The organism is Pseudoalteromonas sp. GutCa3, assembly GCF_002836155.1.
Lineage (GTDB): Bacteria > Pseudomonadota > Gammaproteobacteria > Enterobacterales > Alteromonadaceae > Pseudoalteromonas > Pseudoalteromonas arctica.
The window spans coordinates 1-18,655 of sequence record NZ_PJBK01000089.1 but is presented as its reverse complement, the minus strand read 5'-3'; the positions used below and the strand labels follow the sequence as shown (position 1 = coordinate 18,655).

At 39.4% G+C, this 18,655-nt stretch carries 17 protein-coding genes and 4 tRNA genes; 12 read left to right on the top strand and 9 right to left on the bottom strand.

Going from position 1 to position 18,655, the window contains the following annotated elements:
• Positions 1–24 precede the first annotated feature (24 nt).
• Complete coding sequence (gene mtnK, locus CXF64_RS16175) at positions 25–1,242, bottom strand: S-methyl-5-thioribose kinase (protein ID WP_101217513.1); 1,218 nt, start codon at positions 1,240–1,242, stop codon at positions 25–27.
• 129 nt (positions 1,243–1,371) lie between these two features.
• On the opposite strand from mtnK, the gene mtnA reads away from it, so the two are divergent.
• Positions 1,372–2,400, top strand: a complete 1,029-nt coding sequence (mtnA, locus tag CXF64_RS16170) for an S-methyl-5-thioribose-1-phosphate isomerase (protein WP_101217512.1) — start codon at positions 1,372–1,374, stop codon at positions 2,398–2,400.
• Here the strand turns inward: mtnA and CXF64_RS16165 are convergent.
• The 4 genes from CXF64_RS16165 to CXF64_RS16150 form a co-directional block, all read right to left on the bottom strand.
• The gene (locus CXF64_RS16165) at positions 2,389–3,453 is read right to left on the bottom strand and encodes a RelA/SpoT domain-containing protein (RefSeq protein WP_101217511.1); all 1,065 of its coding nucleotides are present in this window, start codon (positions 3,451–3,453) and stop codon (positions 2,389–2,391) included. The two genes, mtnA and CXF64_RS16165, sit on opposite strands and share 12 nt — an antisense overlap.
• A gap of 129 nt (positions 3,454–3,582) precedes the next feature.
• A complete protein-coding gene (locus CXF64_RS16160) occupies positions 3,583–4,125 on the bottom strand; it encodes a 1,2-dihydroxy-3-keto-5-methylthiopentene dioxygenase (RefSeq protein ID WP_101217510.1) in 543 nt (180 codons plus the stop codon).
• On the bottom strand, positions 4,122–4,808 hold the full coding sequence (gene mtnC, locus CXF64_RS16155) for an acireductone synthase (RefSeq protein ID WP_101217509.1): 687 nt from the start codon (positions 4,806–4,808) through the stop codon (positions 4,122–4,124). The genes CXF64_RS16160 and mtnC overlap by 4 nt, the downstream gene beginning before the upstream one ends.
• Positions 4,805–5,434, bottom strand: coding sequence for a methylthioribulose 1-phosphate dehydratase (locus CXF64_RS16150; protein ID WP_024589460.1), 630 nt, complete (start codon positions 5,432–5,434; stop codon positions 4,805–4,807). The genes mtnC and CXF64_RS16150 overlap by 4 nt, the downstream gene beginning before the upstream one ends.
• 108 nt (positions 5,435–5,542) lie before the next feature.
• Here CXF64_RS16150 and CXF64_RS16145 point away from each other — a divergent pair, with 108 nt between their 5' ends.
• The 3 genes from CXF64_RS16145 (at position 5,543) to CXF64_RS16135 (ending at position 8,937) form a co-directional block, all read left to right on the top strand.
• The gene (locus CXF64_RS16145; RefSeq protein ID WP_101217508.1) at positions 5,543–6,685 is read left to right on the top strand and encodes a methionine aminotransferase; all 1,143 of its coding nucleotides are present in this window, start codon (positions 5,543–5,545) and stop codon (positions 6,683–6,685) included.
• Positions 6,673–7,446, top strand: a complete 774-nt coding sequence (locus tag CXF64_RS16140; protein WP_101217507.1) for an amidohydrolase — start codon at positions 6,673–6,675, stop codon at positions 7,444–7,446. The genes CXF64_RS16145 and CXF64_RS16140 overlap by 13 nt, the downstream gene beginning before the upstream one ends.
• A gap of 75 nt (positions 7,447–7,521) precedes the next feature.
• Complete coding sequence (locus CXF64_RS16135; RefSeq protein ID WP_101217506.1) at positions 7,522–8,937, top strand: mannose-1-phosphate guanylyltransferase/mannose-6-phosphate isomerase; 1,416 nt, start codon at positions 7,522–7,524, stop codon at positions 8,935–8,937.
• A gap of 30 nt (positions 8,938–8,967) precedes the next feature.
• Here CXF64_RS16135 and CXF64_RS16130 read toward each other — a convergent pair whose 3' ends face one another.
• The 3 genes from CXF64_RS16130 to CXF64_RS16120 all read right to left on the bottom strand — a co-directional run bounded on the left by CXF64_RS16130 (position 8,968) and on the right by CXF64_RS16120 (position 12,537).
• The gene (locus CXF64_RS16130) at positions 8,968–11,124 is read right to left on the bottom strand and encodes a response regulator (protein ID WP_024589456.1); all 2,157 of its coding nucleotides are present in this window, start codon (positions 11,122–11,124) and stop codon (positions 8,968–8,970) included.
• Between the two features lie 167 nt (positions 11,125–11,291).
• The gene (locus tag CXF64_RS16125; RefSeq protein ID WP_004334929.1) at positions 11,292–11,948 is read right to left on the bottom strand and encodes a helix-turn-helix transcriptional regulator; all 657 of its coding nucleotides are present in this window, start codon (positions 11,946–11,948) and stop codon (positions 11,292–11,294) included.
• A 220-nt stretch (positions 11,949–12,168) separates the two neighbouring features.
• Positions 12,169–12,537 carry a histidine triad nucleotide-binding protein gene (locus CXF64_RS16120; protein ID WP_007579887.1) on the bottom strand — a complete coding sequence of 123 codons (369 nt, stop codon included), beginning with the start codon at positions 12,535–12,537 and terminating at the stop codon, positions 12,169–12,171.
• Positions 12,538–12,629: 92 nt separating this feature from the next.
• Between CXF64_RS16120 and CXF64_RS16115 the strand changes: the two genes are divergently transcribed.
• The gene (locus CXF64_RS16115) at positions 12,630–13,229 is read left to right on the top strand and encodes a DUF2057 domain-containing protein (RefSeq protein ID WP_101217505.1); all 600 of its coding nucleotides are present in this window, start codon (positions 12,630–12,632) and stop codon (positions 13,227–13,229) included.
• Positions 13,230–13,302: 73 nt separating this feature from the next.
• On the opposite strand, the gene CXF64_RS16110 is transcribed toward CXF64_RS16115, so the two are convergent.
• Positions 13,303–15,144 (bottom strand): M1 family metallopeptidase, encoded by a 1,842-nt coding sequence (locus CXF64_RS16110; protein ID WP_076925857.1) that lies wholly within the window; start codon positions 15,142–15,144, stop codon positions 13,303–13,305.
• 143 nt (positions 15,145–15,287) lie between these two features.
• On the opposite strand from CXF64_RS16110, the gene murB reads away from it, so the two are divergent.
• The 7 genes from murB (at position 15,288) to CXF64_RS16075 (ending at position 18,527) form a co-directional block, all read left to right on the top strand.
• Positions 15,288–16,298: a UDP-N-acetylmuramate dehydrogenase gene (gene murB / locus CXF64_RS16105; RefSeq protein ID WP_024599731.1), complete on the top strand. Its 1,011-nt coding sequence runs from the start codon at positions 15,288–15,290 to the stop codon at positions 16,296–16,298.
• The gene (gene birA / locus CXF64_RS16100) at positions 16,295–17,287 is read left to right on the top strand and encodes a bifunctional biotin--[acetyl-CoA-carboxylase] ligase/biotin operon repressor BirA (protein WP_024597284.1); all 993 of its coding nucleotides are present in this window, start codon (positions 16,295–16,297) and stop codon (positions 17,285–17,287) included. Before murB ends, birA begins: the two co-directional genes overlap by 4 nt.
• Entirely contained in the window at positions 17,284–17,994 is a 711-nt protein-coding gene (locus CXF64_RS16095) for a type III pantothenate kinase (protein ID WP_101217504.1), read from the top strand. The genes birA and CXF64_RS16095 overlap by 4 nt, the downstream gene beginning before the upstream one ends.
• A gap of 126 nt (positions 17,995–18,120) precedes the next feature.
• Positions 18,121–18,196: transfer RNA gene (locus CXF64_RS16090), tRNA-Thr, on the top strand.
• Between the two features lie 40 nt (positions 18,197–18,236).
• Positions 18,237–18,321 (top strand) — tRNA-Tyr (locus CXF64_RS16085).
• 44 nt (positions 18,322–18,365) lie between these two features.
• A tRNA-Gly gene (locus tag CXF64_RS16080) sits at positions 18,366–18,440 on the top strand.
• Between the two features lie 11 nt (positions 18,441–18,451).
• Positions 18,452–18,527: transfer RNA gene (locus tag CXF64_RS16075), tRNA-Thr, on the top strand.
• The last annotated feature ends 128 nt before the right edge of the window (positions 18,528–18,655 follow it).

Below are 18,655 nucleotides of genomic sequence, written 5' to 3'. Positions count from 1 at the left end.
TAATAGCGCCTTTTTTAATGTTTTTTAATTTAATTGGCTTATTAATAAACTAAAAAATGCTTCTTTGTTGTTGCATGTTTGGGCATTCAAAATAAGTTGCTCGCCTAGTGCTAATGTTTGTTTTTGCACTATAAGACGCGCCTTATCATCACCAATACTATCTATATCGGTTACATGTGCAAGCCCTATGGTGCGCCTAATTAACTCAGCACCACAGTAACCAATGGCGTCTTGTAATACCCCTTTTATAAAGTATTCACTGTAGCCTGTAACCTTTAGCGCAACTTCAGTAGTGTGCTCATTTATAAGCGTAAGCCAATGTTGTTCAAATAAGGTATAGCATTCAACAAGGGTGCTTAATAAGTGGGTTTGATAATTACGACGAGTCAAAAAATCTTCAATATGCCCGTATTGTGCGCAGTAATTTAAAAGTAAATTACCAATAAAAGAGCCAATATCGAACCCAGCAGGACCAAAAAAACCAAACTCAGGATCGATCATCTTTGTATTATTACAATCAACAAAAATACTGCCGCTATGCATATCACCATGGAGTAATGTTTGCGGGTTAGATAAAAAATTAGCTTTTAATTTTGCTATTTCTAACTTTAATGCGCTGTTTTTTTGTATTGCATCAACTTCGCTTTGTAGTTGCTTTGGGTAGTTATTGCGTTCGTGCTCAATGTACGGATCGCTAAAAAATAAGTCTTCAGTGATTTGGCAAAGCTCAGGGTTAGTAAATTGGCTAACGAGCGCTTTTTTAGTTTGTGCGGTTAAATAAAAATCTGAATTATAAAAACCAGTATGGCTTAAGTAGGTCGCTACGTGCTGCGCTAATTTAGGAAATTGCTCAGCATTATTTTGTGCAGTTCGCAGTATTTGTAAATTACCTAAATCTTCTAAAATAGTCAGTGCTTGCATTTCACTATAATGTAAAACCCTAGCAGTATAAGTTGGGCAAATAGCGCCATGATTAAGCAAAACTTGTGCTTCTATACGAGCTCTATCAAGCGTTAATGGCCACGACTCACCCACGCAACGCGCATAAGGCAGAGCTTGCTTTAAAATAACACTATTTTTTTGCTCATCAGTAATTCTAAATACTAAATTAAGATTGCCATCACCAAACTCATATGCCGATAAGGCTTGTCCGGGAGCAAAAAAATTACATTGTTTAGATTCAATTAATGTCGATACATAATCGATAGCGCGCTGTGCATTAAAAGCAACATAGTTAGTCATGGTTTAAATCTCAAAAATCAGCTTTTAAGCATTCTATACCTTTAAATGTTTAGATGTCTACAAGTCTAACTTGAGAGTTATTCAAAGTGGTGTAAAATAACGTTACGCATTTTTAATACCTTGAGCATTATGCAAAATTTAATCGCAAGCAGTTTAAAATATGAAAACGGGTCGCTTAGTGTGCTCGACCAATATTTACTACCTCACCAGCAGGTATGGCATCAATGCCATGATGTAGAAACCATGAAAGAGCTGATCATTAGTTTAAAAGTACGTGGAGCTCCACTTATTGGTTTAAGCGCGAGCTTGTTAGTGGCGTATTTAGCTGAGCAAGGGGTAGTTAAAGGTGAGCTTGAAAAAGCAATCAATGAGCTAGAAGCCACTCGCCCAACGGCGGTTAATTTAATGCATTGTATGGCTGCATTGCGTAAAGCTTTAACGCAAAGCGATTATGTTGCCGGTATTGTTACCACAGCCGAGCGGTTGTTTATTGAAGATATTGAGCTGTGTGAGCGAATGGCAAGCCGTGGCGCCGAACTTATAAATAGTGGCGACAACATATTAACCCATTGTAATACAGGGGCGCTTGCAACCGCTGGTATTGGTACTGCACTAGGTGTTATTTACAAAGCGCAGCAAAAATATGGCAACGTACATGTGTGGGTTGATGAAACACGACCATTATTACAAGGCGGTCGCTTAACTGCCTTTGAGCTTGAGCGCTGGAAAATACCTTACACTCTAATTTGCGATAATATGGCGGCGAGTTTAATGGCTGCAGGTAAGGTGGATAAAATAGTGGTAGGGGCTGATCGTATTGCTGCCAATGGTGATTTTGCCAATAAAGTGGGCACCTATAATTTAGCCGTACTTGCGTATTTCCATAACATTCCATTTTATGTAGTTGCGCCTATTACCACGCTTGATACCAACACCGCGTGTGGTAATGATATAGAAATAGAGCAACGTAATCCTCAAGAAGTGCGCGGAGTTAGCGGTAGCTTTGGTGAGGCTTTATGGGCGCCCACTAATGCTAATGTGTATAACCCTGCATTTGATATAACGCCGGCAAAACTGGTCACAGGGTGGGTGTTAGACACGGGTGTGTATGACCAGCGACAAGTATTAATGGGTAAACTTAAAGAGCTAACTCAATAATATGCGACTGAATTCTGAAAGAAACTCAGAGGTACTATTTAGGTAGTTGGGGTAGGCTTTTTCTATTGATTTCAAGTCGCTCCCTGCAACTAGAAGCACGTTATTGTGAGTTTGTTTTTCTTGTTCGGCGTAATGCGTTAGAGCTTCTTGCTTTTTATTTTCTGCATATAAAAAGACTCGACCCATTTGTGTTTCTGTGTTGTGAACGAGTAAAGCAAAGCCTGTATCTTTCGATTTATTTTTAATTTCGTCAACTTGGAATGCGCGATTAAATGCATCAAGCTTATGAAATGCGGCTAGCTTTTTATTTAGTGCCGAAAGCTCATCAACAAAGGTCTGCGATTGTTGTGAACTTAATTGATTTGAACCATCTTTGACTGCAAGAAACTCACCCATGATAAAAAATAATCGCTTCCAATCTGTGTCGGCTGCTTGGGGATTGGTTTTTAGTGTTTCTTTTTCAATAATATCTACAATTTCAACAGTAGTAGCCCAAAGGTGCTGAAGCCTAGTGCGTAACTGAACTTCAATTTGAAAGCCTTTATAATCGTGAGATTTTAAATTGTTATAACTTTTATAAACACGATGAATACCTCTATAGCCTGTCGCTTTTGGGTTTTCAATATAATCATATGATTTAACGCTATGAACTGCTCTACTCGAATCTAAACTGGCGTTGAGTTGATATAGATGCTCTAGATTATCTAAGATTACTCGGCAGCCACCTATATCGTGCATTCGCTTCAGATTTATTGCGTTTTCACTTTTACCATCCAACGAGGCTCTTTGTAACTTATCTATAATAGTTGGCAAGCGCTTTAAGCGTCTAACTATAGTCGCCGACTCTAGCAAATGAAGCTTTTTTACATGTTTCCATACGAGGTTTTTAATAATAGTCAGCGGATATAAATGTGCTGCACGATAGTTTTGTACAACCTCTATTGCAAAGTCAAAATCACCTTCATTTTTACGAAAAATACGACCAGCCTTTTCAACTTGCTTACGTGAGTAGGCTAGTTGTTGTTTAGACTTTTGATATTGTTCGTTCACCATTAGAAAGTTACTCTTAATCAGCTGCATTGCTAAAATAATATTACAGAGTTAAGTGATTGAAGTCATCCTGCAAATAGCATAAATACGCTTATAGAAAATATAGTTTAGGCATGCGTGCACTGAGCTTTATTAATCGAGCAAGGGAAATTGCTCTGCAATAGACGAGTCAGTACTTTTTGCTACCCAGCCCTCTGTATTGTTAAATAAGCGAATGGCAGTAAATTCAGGGTCGCTTCCCATATCAAACCAATGCGGGGTAAGTTCAGGCACTGAAATTAAATCGCCTTGTTGGCAAAGTACCTGATAAACCTTATTGGCTAAATGTAGGCAAAATAGCCCTTGGCCTTTTACAAAAAAACGCACTTCGTCTTCACTATGAGTATGTTCAAATAAAAACTTTTTGCGCAGCTCTGATATGCCAAGATTGCCTTTAGCTAGAGATATAACGTCTACTGTTTGATAGCCATTTTCGATTTTTAACCGATCTATATCGCTTTTGTACGCACTAATAATTTGCTCATGGGTGGTGTGCTCATTAATATCTGCATTTGCTTGCCACTGTTCAAAACGTACGTTTACTTTAGCTAGTTGCTGTGCAATATCATCAGCATTTGATGTGCTTACAAGTGCTTTGTTTGCATTGTCGTCGGCATATATTGTTAATTGGCTCATACTAATTGCTCCAATTTAAATTGGCTAAAGTCATTAATATAAGGGTGTGCTTTAGTGCTTGCTTGCCCATCACGAATTAAATGTAGTGTTTTTAAGCCCGCAGCCTGCGCGGCATCAAGCTCGCCGGCTACATCACTTAAAAAGAGTATTTCTGCTGCTTTAAACGGTAACAGATCAACAATAGTGTTATAGGCTATTTGCTCTTGTTTTGCGCCAACTTTGGTGTCAAAAAAATCAGTAAACAAGCTGCGAATGTCGCCATAATCACTGTATTTAAAAAGTAGCTGCTGCGCTTTTACCGACCCTGATGAGTACACATATAAAGTAATATCGTTGTTGTGTTGAGCTTGTAAAAAATCAAATGCATCTGGGTATAAATGACCTTTAAAATCGCCGTGTTCATACCCTGTTTGCCAAATTAAGCCTTGTAACTGCTTAAGTGGAGTGATTTTTTTATCTTCATCAATCCAGGTAAGTAAAGTGCTAATGACTTCTTCTATATCGGCGTTTGGCTTTTCGATAAAGGCTTTTACGGCACTAATTTGCTCGGCTACATCTGGCTTATTAGCATTGGCACGTACAAAGGTAGGTAACTGTTTTGCCGCGTAAGGAAACAACACCTCTTTAACAAACGAGATGCGGGTTATTGTGCCTTCGATGTCGGTTAAAATAGCTTTAATCATTTAGTTACTCCCGCTTGAATACCTATTATTTTTAGGCGCTCTAGTTCGCAGCTAAATAAAAATTCTAAGGCTTCTAGGTGGCGGCGAACTTCATCAATATTGCGCCCTACTGCATATAAGCCATGACCACGTATCAGTACGCCGTGCTCTATCGGCGTATGTAAGTGATGGTCACTGACCAGCAGGCTTAATCGGTCAATATCTTGATCGTTATCGAAAATAGGAATGCTCAGCGTTTCTAAATGCGAAGTAAAGCCGCTCAGTGCTTTTTGCATTTCATAGCCTGTTAAATCAAGCTGATGCCTTTGGGTAATTTGCGACAGTACGGTGGCGGCTACAGAGTGAGTATGCAAAACACACTGTGCATCAGGTATAAGCTGATACAAACTTAGGTGTAATTGTGTTTCTGCCGATGGCTTTACAGCTCCTGCTAGGCGCTCGCCTTGGTGATCTAATTGCAAAAAATGCTCTTGCGTCAGTGAGCCTTTATCGTGCCCACTTGCTGTAACAACAAAGCCAGTGCTAGTACGAGCTGAAAAGTTTCCACCTGTAGCGGGCACCCAGCCTTTTTGGCTAACCCATTTTCCGGCTTCAATAAGTTGTGAAATAGCGGTATTGTTTTGCATACATTCCTCACTAATGAGCGTAAAGTTAATTGTTTTTAGACGGCTATACTTCTGTTTTAAGCAATGATAGCATCGCTTTAAGCGCAAAACCATCATTAAGGGCATCACGTGTTTGAAAGTAAATTACCAAATTTAGGCGTTAGTATATTTAGCCAAATGAGCGGGTTGGCTAATGAGTTTTCGGCAATTAATCTCTCTCAAGGCTTTCCTGAGTTTGATGCTCCTGAACTTTTAAAAACGCAGTTAAATTATTATGTGCAGCAGGGCGTTAATCAATATTCACCTTCAAGTGGTGTACCACGATTACAGCAACAAATTGTTGATTTAGCAAAGCGCAAATATGCAGCTGATATGAACGCGGCTGATCAAGTGACTGTTACCTCAGGTGCAACAGAGGCATTGTTTGTGGCTATTCAAACAATCGTGCGCCCCAGTGATGAAGTGATTGTATTTGACCCTGCATATGACTCCTACCAACCCGCAATTGAACTCGCTGGTGGAAAGTCGGTACACATTGCTTTAAGTGCGCCAAATTACACTATTGATTGGCAAGTAGTAAGCCAAGCAATTACTAAAAATACCCGTGCAATTATTATTAATACGCCTCACAACCCAAGCGGTAAAATATTACAGCCACAAGATATAAAAGCGCTTAAAAAGTTAGTTGGTACTCACAATTTTTATGTAATAAGCGATGAGGTATATGAGCACATTACGTTTGATCAGCAACCGCATTTAAGCGTATTACGCGATGATGAATTATTTGCCAAAAGCTTTGTTGTATCGAGTTTTGGTAAAACGTTTCACAGCACGGGCTGGAAAATGGGTTACTGTATTGCACCTGCAGATTTAGCTGTCGAATTTAGAAAAATTCATCAATACGTTACGTTTTCAAGTTTTACCCCCGCACAGCATGCGCTTGCCGATATGCTCGAGCAGCAAGGCGAGCATATAGATGAGCTAAGTGGGTTTTATCAGCAAAAACGCGACTTATTAGCGAGTCATTTAAGTAATAGTCGTTTTAAAATTTTACCTAGCCAGGGCACTTACTTTTTATTGTTAGATTACAGCGATGTATCGGATTTAAACGATGTTGATTTTTGCCACTGGTTAGTTGAGCAAGCAGGTGTTGCGGCTATTCCGTTAAGTGTTTTTTATCAAAATCCACCAACCGATAAAGTTATTCGTTTATGCTTTGCTAAAAACGACAACACTCTCATAGAGGCTGCGCAAATATTATGTCAACTTTAACCATTACAGCATTGCAAAGCTCGCTTTATTGGCTTGATAAAGACGCTAATTTAGCCATGTTCAATAAGCAACTTGAAGCAATTACGCATCAGCCCGATCTTATTTTATTGCCCGAAACATTCTCGACTGGCTTTGCTATCAATTTAGATTGTGCAGAGCCCGAAAATGGTAAAGTACTGACGTGGTTAAAGGCGCAGGCTCATAAACATAATGCGGTTATTGCGGGTTCGGTACTTGTTGCACAAGGCGATAAAAAAGCGAATCGGTTTTATTGGGTAAAACCCGATGGAGAGGTGAGTTATTACGATAAACGCCATTTATTTCGCTTAGGCAGCGAGGGCGATTACGTTGTAGCAGGGCAAGCACGCAAAGTTTTTGAAATCAATGGTTTTAAACTATTACCGCAAGTATGTTATGACCTGCGCTTTCCGGTATTTCAACGTAATAATAACGACTACGATGTAATGATAAACGTAGCAAACTGGCCTGCTGTGCGCCGCCATATTTGGGATACGTTACTTATGGCGCGTGCAATGGAAAACCTATGCTACGTAGTAGGCGTTAATCGCGTGGGGGAAGACGGTAATGGTGCCTCGCACAATGGCGGTACAGCGGTATACGACTTTAAAGGCGATGCATTAACTAAAGCACAAGATAACACCGAGCAGCTAGTTACAATAACACTTGAAAAAGCACCATTGGATGAATTTAAAGCGGCGTTTCCTGCCTATTTAGACGCAGACCCTTTTACATTAGTATAGACACGTTAATTTAGCGCAGAGCCAATAAAGTGTTAAAATAGTCGCTGATATTTTTGTTGGCGGCTAATATACATTATGAACACTTTAATCACTCCTGTAATTTTAGCTGGTGGCATAGGCTCTCGGCTGTGGCCGCTTTCTCGCCAAGCAATGCCTAAACAATTTTTACCACTACTAAATGAAAACACGTCATTGCTGCAAAGTACATTGGCGCGTGTTTCTAATGAGTTGTTTGATAATGCTATTTTAGTGTGTAATGAGCAGCACCGATTTATTGCCGCCGAGCAAGCTGCCAGCTCAAATCCTAGTGCATTATTACTCGAACCCAAAGGTAAAAATACCGCCCCTGCCATCGCATTAGCCGCCCACTATGCACTGCAAAATGGGATTACCGGTCCGCTATTAGTGATGCCTGCTGATCATCATATTAAAAACTTTGATGTATTAACAGCTAAGCTCCCTGAAGCTGTAAAACTTGCTGAACAAGGAAAGCTAGTTACGTTTTCGATTACTCCTACAGAGGCGCATACTGGCTATGGTTATATAAAACAAGGCGCGGCTATTGCCGGAACGGGTTGTTACGATGTTGCTCAATTTAAAGAAAAGCCTGACTTAGATACAGCGAACCGTTATTTAGCTCAAGGTGGTTATAGCTGGAATAGCGGGATGTTTTTATTTACCCCAGCGACCTATTTAAAAGAGCTCGAGCGGTTTGCGCCAAAAATAGCAACGAGTGTCGCTGCAGCAGCACAATTTACTAAAGATTTAGGGTTTACCCGCCCAAGCAACAGTGCGCTTGAACACTGCCCAAGCGATTCAATTGATTACGCCATTTTAGAGCGCAGTAATAACGTAGTTGTTATGCCTGTTGATTTAAAATGGAGTGATGTAGGTAGTTTTTCATCCCTTGATGCGCTTACAAAAAAAGATGAAAACGGTAATAGTTTAAATGCTAATTATATGGCTCAAAAAAGCACTAATAACTTAGTTATTAACGAGGCTGAACACACTATTGCCATGCTTGGAGTAAGCAATTTAGCAATTATTCATACTCATGATGCCACGTTAATTGCAAACCAAAATGAGCTAGATTCTCTGCCTTTGTTGCTTAAGAAAATTGCTACAACACAGGCTGATAAACTTAATCATCATCAAGTGGTTTTTCGCCCATGGGGAAGTTACCGTACTTTGGTTGAAAGCACTGGCTTTAAAGTTAAGAAAATTACTGTTAACAGCGGTGCTAAGCTTTCGACGCAGCGCCATCAGCATCGTGCTGAACATTGGGTTGTGGTTTCGGGTATTGCAGATGTGTGTATTGATGAGCAAGCGTATACGCTAACGCACGACCAATCGTGTTATATCGCGGCAAAGCAAATTCATAGTTTGGCTAATAATCAAAAAGAGCCATTAATTGTCATTGAAGTGCAAACCGGTGCTGTACTTGATGAAAGCGATATAGAGCGATTTGATGATAAATATGGAAGAGGCTAATAATTAGCTATTTTTAAAGCTAATTCACTATTACTCTAACTGCCCACGTACAAACTTTAAATATTGCTCTAAGCTTCGTTGCCACAGATCTAGCGCTTCATCAAGCATGTCGTTATGTGGCTTTTTATCGAGTAAACGGCGCTCTATTTTTTTAAGCTCAATACCATAGCGATTAAAACCCAGTTGCAGAGCAGTACTTGCTTGGCGATGTAAAAGTTTAATGCATTGCTCTGGTTGTTGATCGATAAGCTTTTGACAGCGAATTAGTTTGTTACGCGCTGAAAGCACAAACTCATTATAAATCGACGATACTTCATCTTCACTAAACGAGCTGGTGAGTGTTTCGGCCGCTGTTTTGTCATACAAGGTATCAATAAGCTCTACTGCAATGCTAGCAGTTTGATTAGATTGAGAGTCGCTAAGTGCTTGGCGAAGCTTTTCGTGCTTAATAGGCTTGCCTACAATGTCTTTTATTCCTAATTCTAAATATTCTTTTACTTCGTCAGGGCTAAGGCTTGCAGTAAATGCGAGTACTGGAGTTCGTTGATTTTTATGATCAATGCGTTTTAGACGTTTAAGTACTTCTTGGCCTGTTAAATCAGGTAGGTTCATATCAAGCAAAACAACATCGAAGTGGTGAGCTTGCATGAGCTCTATGGCGCTTTTCCCATCTTTTGCGAGCTTAATTTTGTGCTCATCGTCGGCCATAAATTCTATAGCAATTTTTTGATTTAAATCTAAATCTTCAACCAGTAGTACATCAAGACCTGTTAAGTAATCTTTAGTTTGATGGCGCTGCTCTACAAGGCTTAATTCACCTAAAGTAAAAGTAACGGTAAAGCTAAATACACTACCAGTACCAAGCTGGCTGGCTATTTCGAGTCGGCTACTGAGCTTTTCAAGCAGGCGACTGGTAATAGCTAAACCAAGGCCGGTTCCGCCTTTCTCTTTTCCTGCACTACTTTGTACATAAGGTTCTGTTAAGTAGGCTATCTCATCATTTTCTATACCTGGCCCTGAATCTTTGACACTAATTTTTATAGTGTGCTCAAGTTGTTTTTCTAATACTAAATCAACCTGAATTTTAACGGTTCCGTGGTCTGTAAACTTAATGGCATTACCCACTAAATTAATAATTATTTGCCTAAGTTTTTGCTGGTCGCAGTAATAACAGGCTTGCTCAGGAATATTACATATTAGTTCAAACTTGAGTTGCTTTTGCTCCGCGAGAGGACTGAGTAATAAGCATAAATTATTAAGCCATGTTTTAAACTCTACATCTTCTTCGTAAAGCGCTTCGTCACTTTGATCTAGGCTCGCGTAATCAAGGACCTTATCTACCAATAAGTTAAGTGATTCGGCAGAATTTATAATCGCTTCGCAATAGGCTTTATTGCGGGTATCACTTGTTTGGTTCATAACAAGTTGGGCGCTGCCTAAAATACCGTTTAGCGGGGTGCGAATTTCGTGGCTTATAGTTGATAAAAAGAGCCCGCGTATTTCTAAATCTTTTTGTGCTTTATCGGCTAATTTATTGAGGTGCTGCTCTCTGCGCTCATTACATAATAACGCCATACCTGCAGCATAAAACATGGGAGCAATTACGCCATTTAAAAATAATAATGAGCTAAACCAGCCGTTTACTAAAAGATTTTTTTGTTCAATGTTATCCATAAATAACGAGCGGCCAATAAAGCTTAAAGCAACAAGCGTTAAAATGGTTATGTATACAATGCTGCCATTAGGATAGGGTTTGCGTGCACACTTAATAAATATAAACAGTAAAAAACCGGCTTCTGCTATGTGTTGTATATCGGATGCAATCACTCTTTCGTGTAAAGATGGGTCAAAAAAGGTGTAATAGCCAAGCATTACAGTGCAAAAAGCGGTCACTGAGCAGAGTAATTTAAAACCAATACCGCGATAATTTAAAAACTGACTAAGTGAAAGGCAGTGCACTATTGATGCGGCAAACATCATGCTACTGGCAGCGCTAATAATTACTAAATTATGTGTATCACCAACAAGAGTAAAGCCAATAACAGAGCCTAATAGCAATATGGGATAGAAAATGTATAGCAGCGTGCCCGATATTTGTTTGTTTGTTCGCCATGTCAAAAAGTTAAGTAAGGTCATTACGACCATGATGGCGATGCTGGCAAAATAAAGAGTGAAGGAGTCGAGCATTAATATTCCAGCAAAGTAGCTATTAAACTAAAGTTATCAAAAGTATACACTTATACCAATCCTCAAAACAGATTACTTAATTAAGCTAATTGTTATTAGATAAGTATATAGCACATACAAAAACAGACACCTAAGTGTCTGCTTTTAAATTTAAACTAAATATTTGATTAACGAATTTCATCAGGGATATTTTGTTGTGCCCACGATAGAAGTTCAATACGGTTACGACATTTGGTTTTTCTAAATGCGCTGTATAAATGTGTTTTAACAGTATGTGGACTAATACTTAAATCTTCTGCGATCTCTTTATTTTTCGAACCTTTACTCATTAGTGAGATTATTGCTTTTTCTCGCTTAGTAAGTTTAACAGGCTCAATATCACCTTCGGTTAGTTTATGCAGCGCATCTTTATTAAATTGCAGCATACGATTTAATGCATTACACATAATATCGCGACGGTACCAAAGTTGATCTTCAAGTAGTAAGCGAATACCTTTCATTAATACATCGGCGTTATCTGTTGTGTAAAATACGCCACGAATACCGCTTAACAATGCACGATTAGCAAGTTCAGGGTTTTCGTCTAAATTAAATAATATGATATCGCATTTAATACGTAGGTTTACTAGTTGTTCTTTTAGTTTTCCCCATGCATCCTTGCTTGATGTTTCAATAAACAAAAGTCGAGTCCCTTCAGGTATGTCTAAAATATTAGTACCTGTGGTTACGTCAAGGCCTTGCGTTTTTAACAAAGGTTCTAAAACGTTAATACCAATAGTGTTAATTGGCTCTTGATCTAATAACAAAAAGGCTGAACTGCTCATGTTTTTTATACTCTTTTATAAAGCTGACTGACTAAGTTTACCACGACTTCCACACCTTTTGTATTAGAAAATCGCTGATGTACTCAATAACAAATACGATATTACGATTATTTAAACACAAAATGTTGCAAATAAGTAACTATTTATTCTTTATAACTATGAAAAATCATAACATTTGTAACTAATTAATTGAGTGGAACAATTTAATGAAAACTTTTAATTATTTTACTTTTTTTACATTTTGATAAGGTGGCCAGCCCATTTCTTTACCGCCAAGCATGTGTAAATGTATGTGATAAACAGTTTGCCCACCATGTTCGTTACAGTTCATAACTACGCGGTATCCGTCCTCAGCAAAATTATGTTGCTTAGCTAATTTAGCTGCAACTACGTATAAGTTGCCTACTAAATGTGAGTTTTCAGGATTTATATCATTTATAGTAGCAATTGCTTTTTTTGGGATAATTAACACATGAAATGGCGCTTGTGGGTTTATATCTTTAAATGCGAGAGTGTTTTCATCTTCGTAAATAATATCTGCTGGAATTTCACGATTAATGATTTTGGTAAAAATAGTTTCTTGGCTCATAGTGTGTTCCTAATTAAGTGTTGTGAATTTTAAGCTCACTAATGACAAACTTTCAAAGCAGTGTCAAACTGAAATCAAATAAAGGAGTTAATATGCTTAAACCAATTTTAATAAGTAGTGCAGTTGCATTACTAGTTAGTTTTTCGGCTAATGCTGAGAATATTCACTTTCCAGAAGAAATTGTACCACTGCAAGTGGGCGATAAAATGCTAGAAAGCTCTTTGTTTAGTCGTATTGACGATGTCGAGCTTGCTCCAGGGACCTATCAGCTTAGGCTAAAGTACACCGATTTATATGAAGATGATTATGACACGCATGAAGTTATAGAGTCGGAACCATTTTGGGTAAGCGTAACTGTTGAAGCAGGTAAAGATTATACCTTAGTGTTTAATCGTGCTGAAAATGCGGTATCTGCAAAAGTATTTGCAGAAGCCCCTCAAGTGAGTTTAAAAGCAAAAAGTAGCGCTGTTGCTAAACCTTTAAGTGTTATTTCTAACACGCAGCTAGCAAGCAATAAACCGGTAATGCAAAATACAATGCCTGCAGGACCTTCACGTCCTAGCCAACCAATAAAGCCAATAGCACCAATTACAGGTAAGGGCATGCCAAGTGCGCCGCAAATGCTTGATTTTTGGTGGCAGCAAGCCACGGCTACGGAGCGTAAAGCTTTTTTAGAAAAAGTAAAAAAGTGAAAAAGTGAAAAAGTAAAAAACAGAAAAACAAAAGGGCCAAATTTGGCCCTTTTTAGTTTCTAATTAACGCTATTTATTCAAATAATGCGTCAATAGTACCCTGTGCAAGAGGGTGATACCCAGGGCGTGCTTTTAAGTACACGCTTTGAGCCCACTCTTTTTTACCGTTAGTGATAAGTGATTTGTATAACGGCACAATTAACTTACGACGGCCAATACCTGATAGGTGCTTATCAAGCGCAGGATAAATTGGTTGATAACCATTACCTACTGCTAGCATAAACCAAGCAAATGCACGTTCAGCATTCGTTGATTGCGTTAGATTAAATTCACTATCAAGCTCGCTCATTTTCTCTATGCTTAAATCGCGTGGTAAGTTATTTAAAAAGTGTAGCCACTCATGCACAGACCAATCAGCTGTTGGTAGTTGAGCTGCTGTTGTGTCGCCTTTTAGCCATGCTGCTGTTGCAGTATCTACTTTATCAAATGCATCAGAAGTAGGGTTGGGCGCATCACTTGGTAAGCCAGGTTCAAAAATCCATTCGTTTACTTTATCCATACTTACAACACCCGGGTACTTCTCAATTAAGTTAGCTTTTAAGTAAGTAACAAATTGCGCGGTAGTAAGTGATTTAAACGAAAACTCTTTAAAGTACGCTTTTACAAACGGGTCAAACTTATCGCGGCCATATTTGTTTTCTAGATAGATTAAAAATAACTGACCTTTAGTGTAAGGCACTGAGCTAAACGCATCATCTGGGTCGCGGCCGTTAAGCTTTAAATTAAGGCGTGTATCTGGTGCATCAATTGTTTTAATTTGTGCGCGTAAAGACGCTGAATCAAGTGCTTGTTCCATAACCGCACGGTCACGACCAAATACTTCTTCCATAATGCGGTTTTCAACGTACGAGGTAAAACCTTCGTTTAACCACAAATCTTCCCACGTTGCGTTAGTTACTAAGTTACCAGACCAAGAATGAGCAAGCTCATGGGCAATAAGGTTAACTAAGCTTTTATCACCAGCAACAACCGTTGGAGTTATGAATGATAAGCGTGGATTTTCCATGCCACCAAACGGAAAACTTGGCGGTAGCATTAATAAATCGTAACGACCCCATGCATATTCGCCGTACATCGCGTTTGTTTTATCAATCATGGCTTGGGTGTCATCAAACTCAGCAACTGAGGCATCTAAAATTGTCGGCTCAGCAAATATGCCTGTTTGATGCGACATTGCTTTAAATTCTAAGTTACCTGCGCCAATAGCAATTAGGTAAGGTGAAATTGCTTGTGGCATATCAAAAATGTAATCGCCATCTTTATAAAGCGCATCTTTGTTGTCGGCACTCATTACAGCACGTATATCTTTTGGTGTATGAATTCGTGCAGAGTAAGTTACACGCATTGCGGGTGTATCTTGCACTGGGATCCAACTACGTGCATGAATTGCTTGCGATTGGCTGTACATAAATGGATGCGTTTTACTTGCCGTTTGCGTGGGTGTTAACCATTGCAGGCCTGAAGCTTCTGGACGACTGTTGTAGTAAATACGAACTACTTCAGCTTGGTTTTTAAACACAATAGTAAGCTTTGAACCTTTAACGTCATCTCGCTTAGCTAAATCAAAAGTCGCCTTTTTCCAGTTACCACTTTGATCTTTGTACATTACTTTATCAATGTCTAAGTCGCGGGTATCAAGTACGAGAGTTCTACTTTTGCTGTTGTTCCACTGAAGAGTATGCTCCACAAAACCTTCTAACTGCTTGTCGGCAAAGTCGACATCTAAATCAAGGTTTAAGTGAGTAGTAACAACATCATCAAGGTTAGCATACGAGTTTTGGTCAATCGCATTAGCCATTGCTTGCGAACACATACCCGCCATAGCGAGGCTTAAAAAAAGAGGTTTAATTTTCATCATTACTCTGAACACAAATAAAAAAGTGCTGGTTTTATATCACGATTGGCACGGTGGGTTGAGTGATTTTTACAATCTAGTGCCACATTTGCGACGATGAGGTAAACTATTGCGATTAGTTACCGGTATTTTTAGAGAGCTTTGTGGCGCATTCATTACACTCCTTACATACATTCGCATTAAACAGCCAATGCCAAAATTTTGTTGAAATTACTCAGCTTGAGCAACTTAAAACGCAAAGTTTTAGTACACCGTTTTGTTTGCTAGGCGAGGGCAGTAATACCGTATTTTTAAATGACTACATGGGTACGGTTATAAAAATAGCCTTAAAAGGGATTAAAATTACTGATCGTGAGAACGACACACTAATAACTATTGCCGCAGGCGAAAACTGGCATCAACTAGTCAGTTATTTATTAGAGAAAAATATACCCGGGCTTGAAAATTTAGCACTTATACCGGGCACAGTGGGTGCATCGCCGGTACAAAATATTGGTGCTTATGGCGTTGAGATAGCTAAATTTATTGAGTTGGTAGAATACTTTGATATAACCACTAAAACTATGCACTCACTAAATAACGAGCAATGTGAATTTGCTTACAGAGACTCAATATTTAAACATGCCCTTAAAAATAAAGCGGTGATCACGCAAGTGCATTTAGCGCTTCCAAAAAAGTGGCAACCAGTATTAAGTTATGGCCCCCTGCAGCAGCTCTCAAGCATTACCCCGCAAGCAGTATTCGATCAGGTTATAAAAACGCGCAATAGCAAATTACCTAACCCATATACACTTGCCAATGCGGGTAGCTTTTTTAAAAACCCAATAATTACTAACCAGCAGTTAGCTGAGCTATTAAAGCAGTTTGCAGATTTACCTCATTACGAATATGGGCAAAGCCATCACAAGGTCGCAGCAGGTTGGCTAATCGATAAAAGTGGTTTAAAAGGGCACCGCGAGGCCGGTGTAGAAGTGCATGAACAACAAGCGCTAGTGCTTGTTAATCACGGAAATAGTGAAGGTAGTGACCTAATAAAAATGATTAAACACATTCAGCAAGTGGTTTATATGCGCTACAACATTATGCTTGAGCACGAAGTACGTTTGATAGATTCGTGCAGCGAATGCCATATTAACGCGGAGCCTGAGCAATGAAAGCACCTGATGGAAACAAACTCGCTATTTTAAATGCACTCAACCAAGGAGGCTTTGTATCTGGGCAAGCCTTGGGTGAAAAGCTAGGAATTAGCCGAGCTGCGGTTAGTAAACATATTAAAACGTTACAAGAAATGGGCTTGGATATTTTTAAAGTGACTGGCAAAGGCTATTGTTTGAATAGTCAGGTGGGCCTTTTAAATAAAACGCAAATTGATCAACACTACAAAGCGCTAGGTGATAATACGGCCAATGTAGAAGTACACCCTATTATAGATTCGACCAACAGTGAGCTTATGCGCCGTATACAGGCTAAAACAGCGCTTGAGTCTGGGACTGTTATTGTTGCTGAAATGCAGCAAGCAGGGCGCGGCCGACGCGGCCGTGTTTGGCAATCCCCATTCGGCGCTAATTTGTATTACAGTTACTTTTGGCGTTTAGATGACGGGCTTCAAGCTGCAATGGGTGTATCAATTGCAGTAGGCCTTGCAGTTTATGATGCAATTAAAGCGTTATACCAAATTGACGTAGAGCTTAAATGGCCTAACGATATTTATATAAATAAGCAAAAGCTTGCAGGTGTATTAGTTGAACTCGACGGACAGCCGCAAGGTCCTTGTCAGCTTGTGATTGGTATAGGTATCAACTTACAAATGCCAGACAGCTTTAGCCAACATATAGACCAAGCGTGGACCGACTTAAATCAACATACCCAACAGCTAGATAAAAACCAGCTGGTGGCATCGCTTACTCATCATTTAGAGCAGCGTTTAGTGCAGTATCGTCAAACAGGTTTGCAAAATATGTATGAGCAATGGAATTCACTCAATGCATTTGCTGGTGATTATGTTGAGCTTAATACAGGGCACCGAAGCTGGCGTGGAATATGTGAGGGTATTGACCCACAAGGTGGAATACGAATTCGCCAAGATGGTGAAGTAAAAAGTTATTACGGTGGGGAAGTCTCCCTCAGAAAGGCGCAAGTATGAGATTACTGATCGACGTAGGAAATACATCACTAAAAGCTGTGCTGTGGGATAACGATCAAGCACAACCAGCAGATATAAATAACCTACCTTGGTTGCAAATAACCGAAGTGATTTATGCGTGCGTAGGGCGCAGTGATTTACTAAATGATATTCTCGTGCAAGCGGCTAGCAATAATATTACTTGCTTTGAAGCCAAAGTAACTAAAACGCTTGGAGATCTTGTATGCGCTTACGAGCACGTAGGTAACTTAGGCATCGATAGGTGGCTTGCGCTTATTGCAGGCTTTACATTATACCCACATAAAGCATGCATTGTTATTGATGCAGGTACTGCGACAACAATTGATGTGCTTGATAATGAAGGTAAGCATTTAGGCGGCTGGATTTTACCTGGGCTTGATTTAATGACCTCATCACTTACACAAAACACCCAACGTGTTTTTGATGACGGTAAAACACCATTTACTAATGAATTGGGTAAAAATACGCCAAACGGTTTAAAAAATGGTGCTTTAGTGGCAACCATCGGTGCAATTGAGCAAGCTAAGCTGCATTTAACAGCTCAAAAAACAGAACAAGCACCACAAATTATTTTTGCTGGTGGCTATGGCTCGCTATTGCAACAGCAATTTGCAGGAAGTATTTTTGATTCATTGTTAGTAATGCAGGGCTTAAATTATTGGTATGAATTAACCGAAACAGTATAAAAAAGTGCAAAAAACGTGTTTTCGCGTGAATATTGAGCATTTAAACTAAAAATTTACACTTTTTTTAATTTTATTGTTGCATCCCAATAAACCTTACTCTAATATCTCGCCCCGTACTAAAGCAGTGCCGACTTAGCTCAGCTGGTAGAGCAACTGACTTGTAATCAGTAGGTCAACCGTTCGACTCGGTTAGTCGGCACCACTTTCCTTTTACCGGAAGTGAATTAGTAGAGAATTATCGTGGAGGGGTTCCCGAGCGGCCAAAGGGATCAGACTGTAAATCTGACGGCTCAGCCTTCGCTGGTTCGAATCCAGCTCCCTCCACCACTTTATTCTTGACGGTTAGAGGTAGTTTAAGAACAGATTTTTATGCGGGCATCGTATAATGGCTATTACCTCAGCCTTCCAAGCTGATGATGCGGGTTCGATTCCCGCTGCCCGCTCCAGTTCTTGTGTTGCTGATATAGCTCAGTTGGTAGAGCGCACCCTTGGTAAGGGTGAGGTCGGCAGTTCGACTCTGCCTATCAGCACCAGTCCTAAGAATCTCCTTGATTACTTCCTTTATCTGTCAGAAAATACTATTTGAAAAAATTAACTTAATCTACCTCTGGTGGATTATTTTCATATGTAATTTAGATACACAAAACTGATAGGTTCCGTC

Coding starts and splice junctions, on each gene's coding strand:
- mtnK (WP_101217513.1), bottom strand. CDS start 1,242: ATGACTAACTATGTTGCTTTTAATGCACAGCGCGCTATCGATTATGTA.
- mtnA (WP_101217512.1), top strand. CDS start 1,372: ATGCAAAATTTAATCGCAAGCAGTTTAAAATATGAAAACGGGTCGCTT.
- CXF64_RS16165 (WP_101217511.1), bottom strand. CDS start 3,453: ATGGTGAACGAACAATATCAAAAGTCTAAACAACAACTAGCCTACTCA.
- CXF64_RS16160 (WP_101217510.1), bottom strand. CDS start 4,125: ATGAGCCAATTAACAATATATGCCGACGACAATGCAAACAAAGCACTT.
- mtnC (WP_101217509.1), bottom strand. CDS start 4,808: ATGATTAAAGCTATTTTAACCGACATCGAAGGCACAATAACCCGCATC.
- CXF64_RS16150 (WP_024589460.1), bottom strand. CDS start 5,434: ATGCAAAACAATACCGCTATTTCACAACTTATTGAAGCCGGAAAATGG.
- CXF64_RS16140 (WP_101217507.1), top strand. CDS start 6,673: ATGTCAACTTTAACCATTACAGCATTGCAAAGCTCGCTTTATTGGCTT.
- CXF64_RS16135 (WP_101217506.1), top strand. CDS start 7,522: ATGAACACTTTAATCACTCCTGTAATTTTAGCTGGTGGCATAGGCTCT.
- CXF64_RS16130 (WP_024589456.1), bottom strand. CDS start 11,124: ATGCTCGACTCCTTCACTCTTTATTTTGCCAGCATCGCCATCATGGTC.
- CXF64_RS16125 (WP_004334929.1), bottom strand. CDS start 11,948: ATGAGCAGTTCAGCCTTTTTGTTATTAGATCAAGAGCCAATTAACACT.
- CXF64_RS16120 (WP_007579887.1), bottom strand. CDS start 12,537: ATGAGCCAAGAAACTATTTTTACCAAAATCATTAATCGTGAAATTCCA.
- CXF64_RS16115 (WP_101217505.1), top strand. CDS start 12,630: ATGCTTAAACCAATTTTAATAAGTAGTGCAGTTGCATTACTAGTTAGT.
- CXF64_RS16110 (WP_076925857.1), bottom strand. CDS start 15,144: ATGAAAATTAAACCTCTTTTTTTAAGCCTCGCTATGGCGGGTATGTGT.
- birA (WP_024597284.1), top strand. CDS start 16,295: ATGAAAGCACCTGATGGAAACAAACTCGCTATTTTAAATGCACTCAAC.
- CXF64_RS16095 (WP_101217504.1), top strand. CDS start 17,284: ATGAGATTACTGATCGACGTAGGAAATACATCACTAAAAGCTGTGCTG.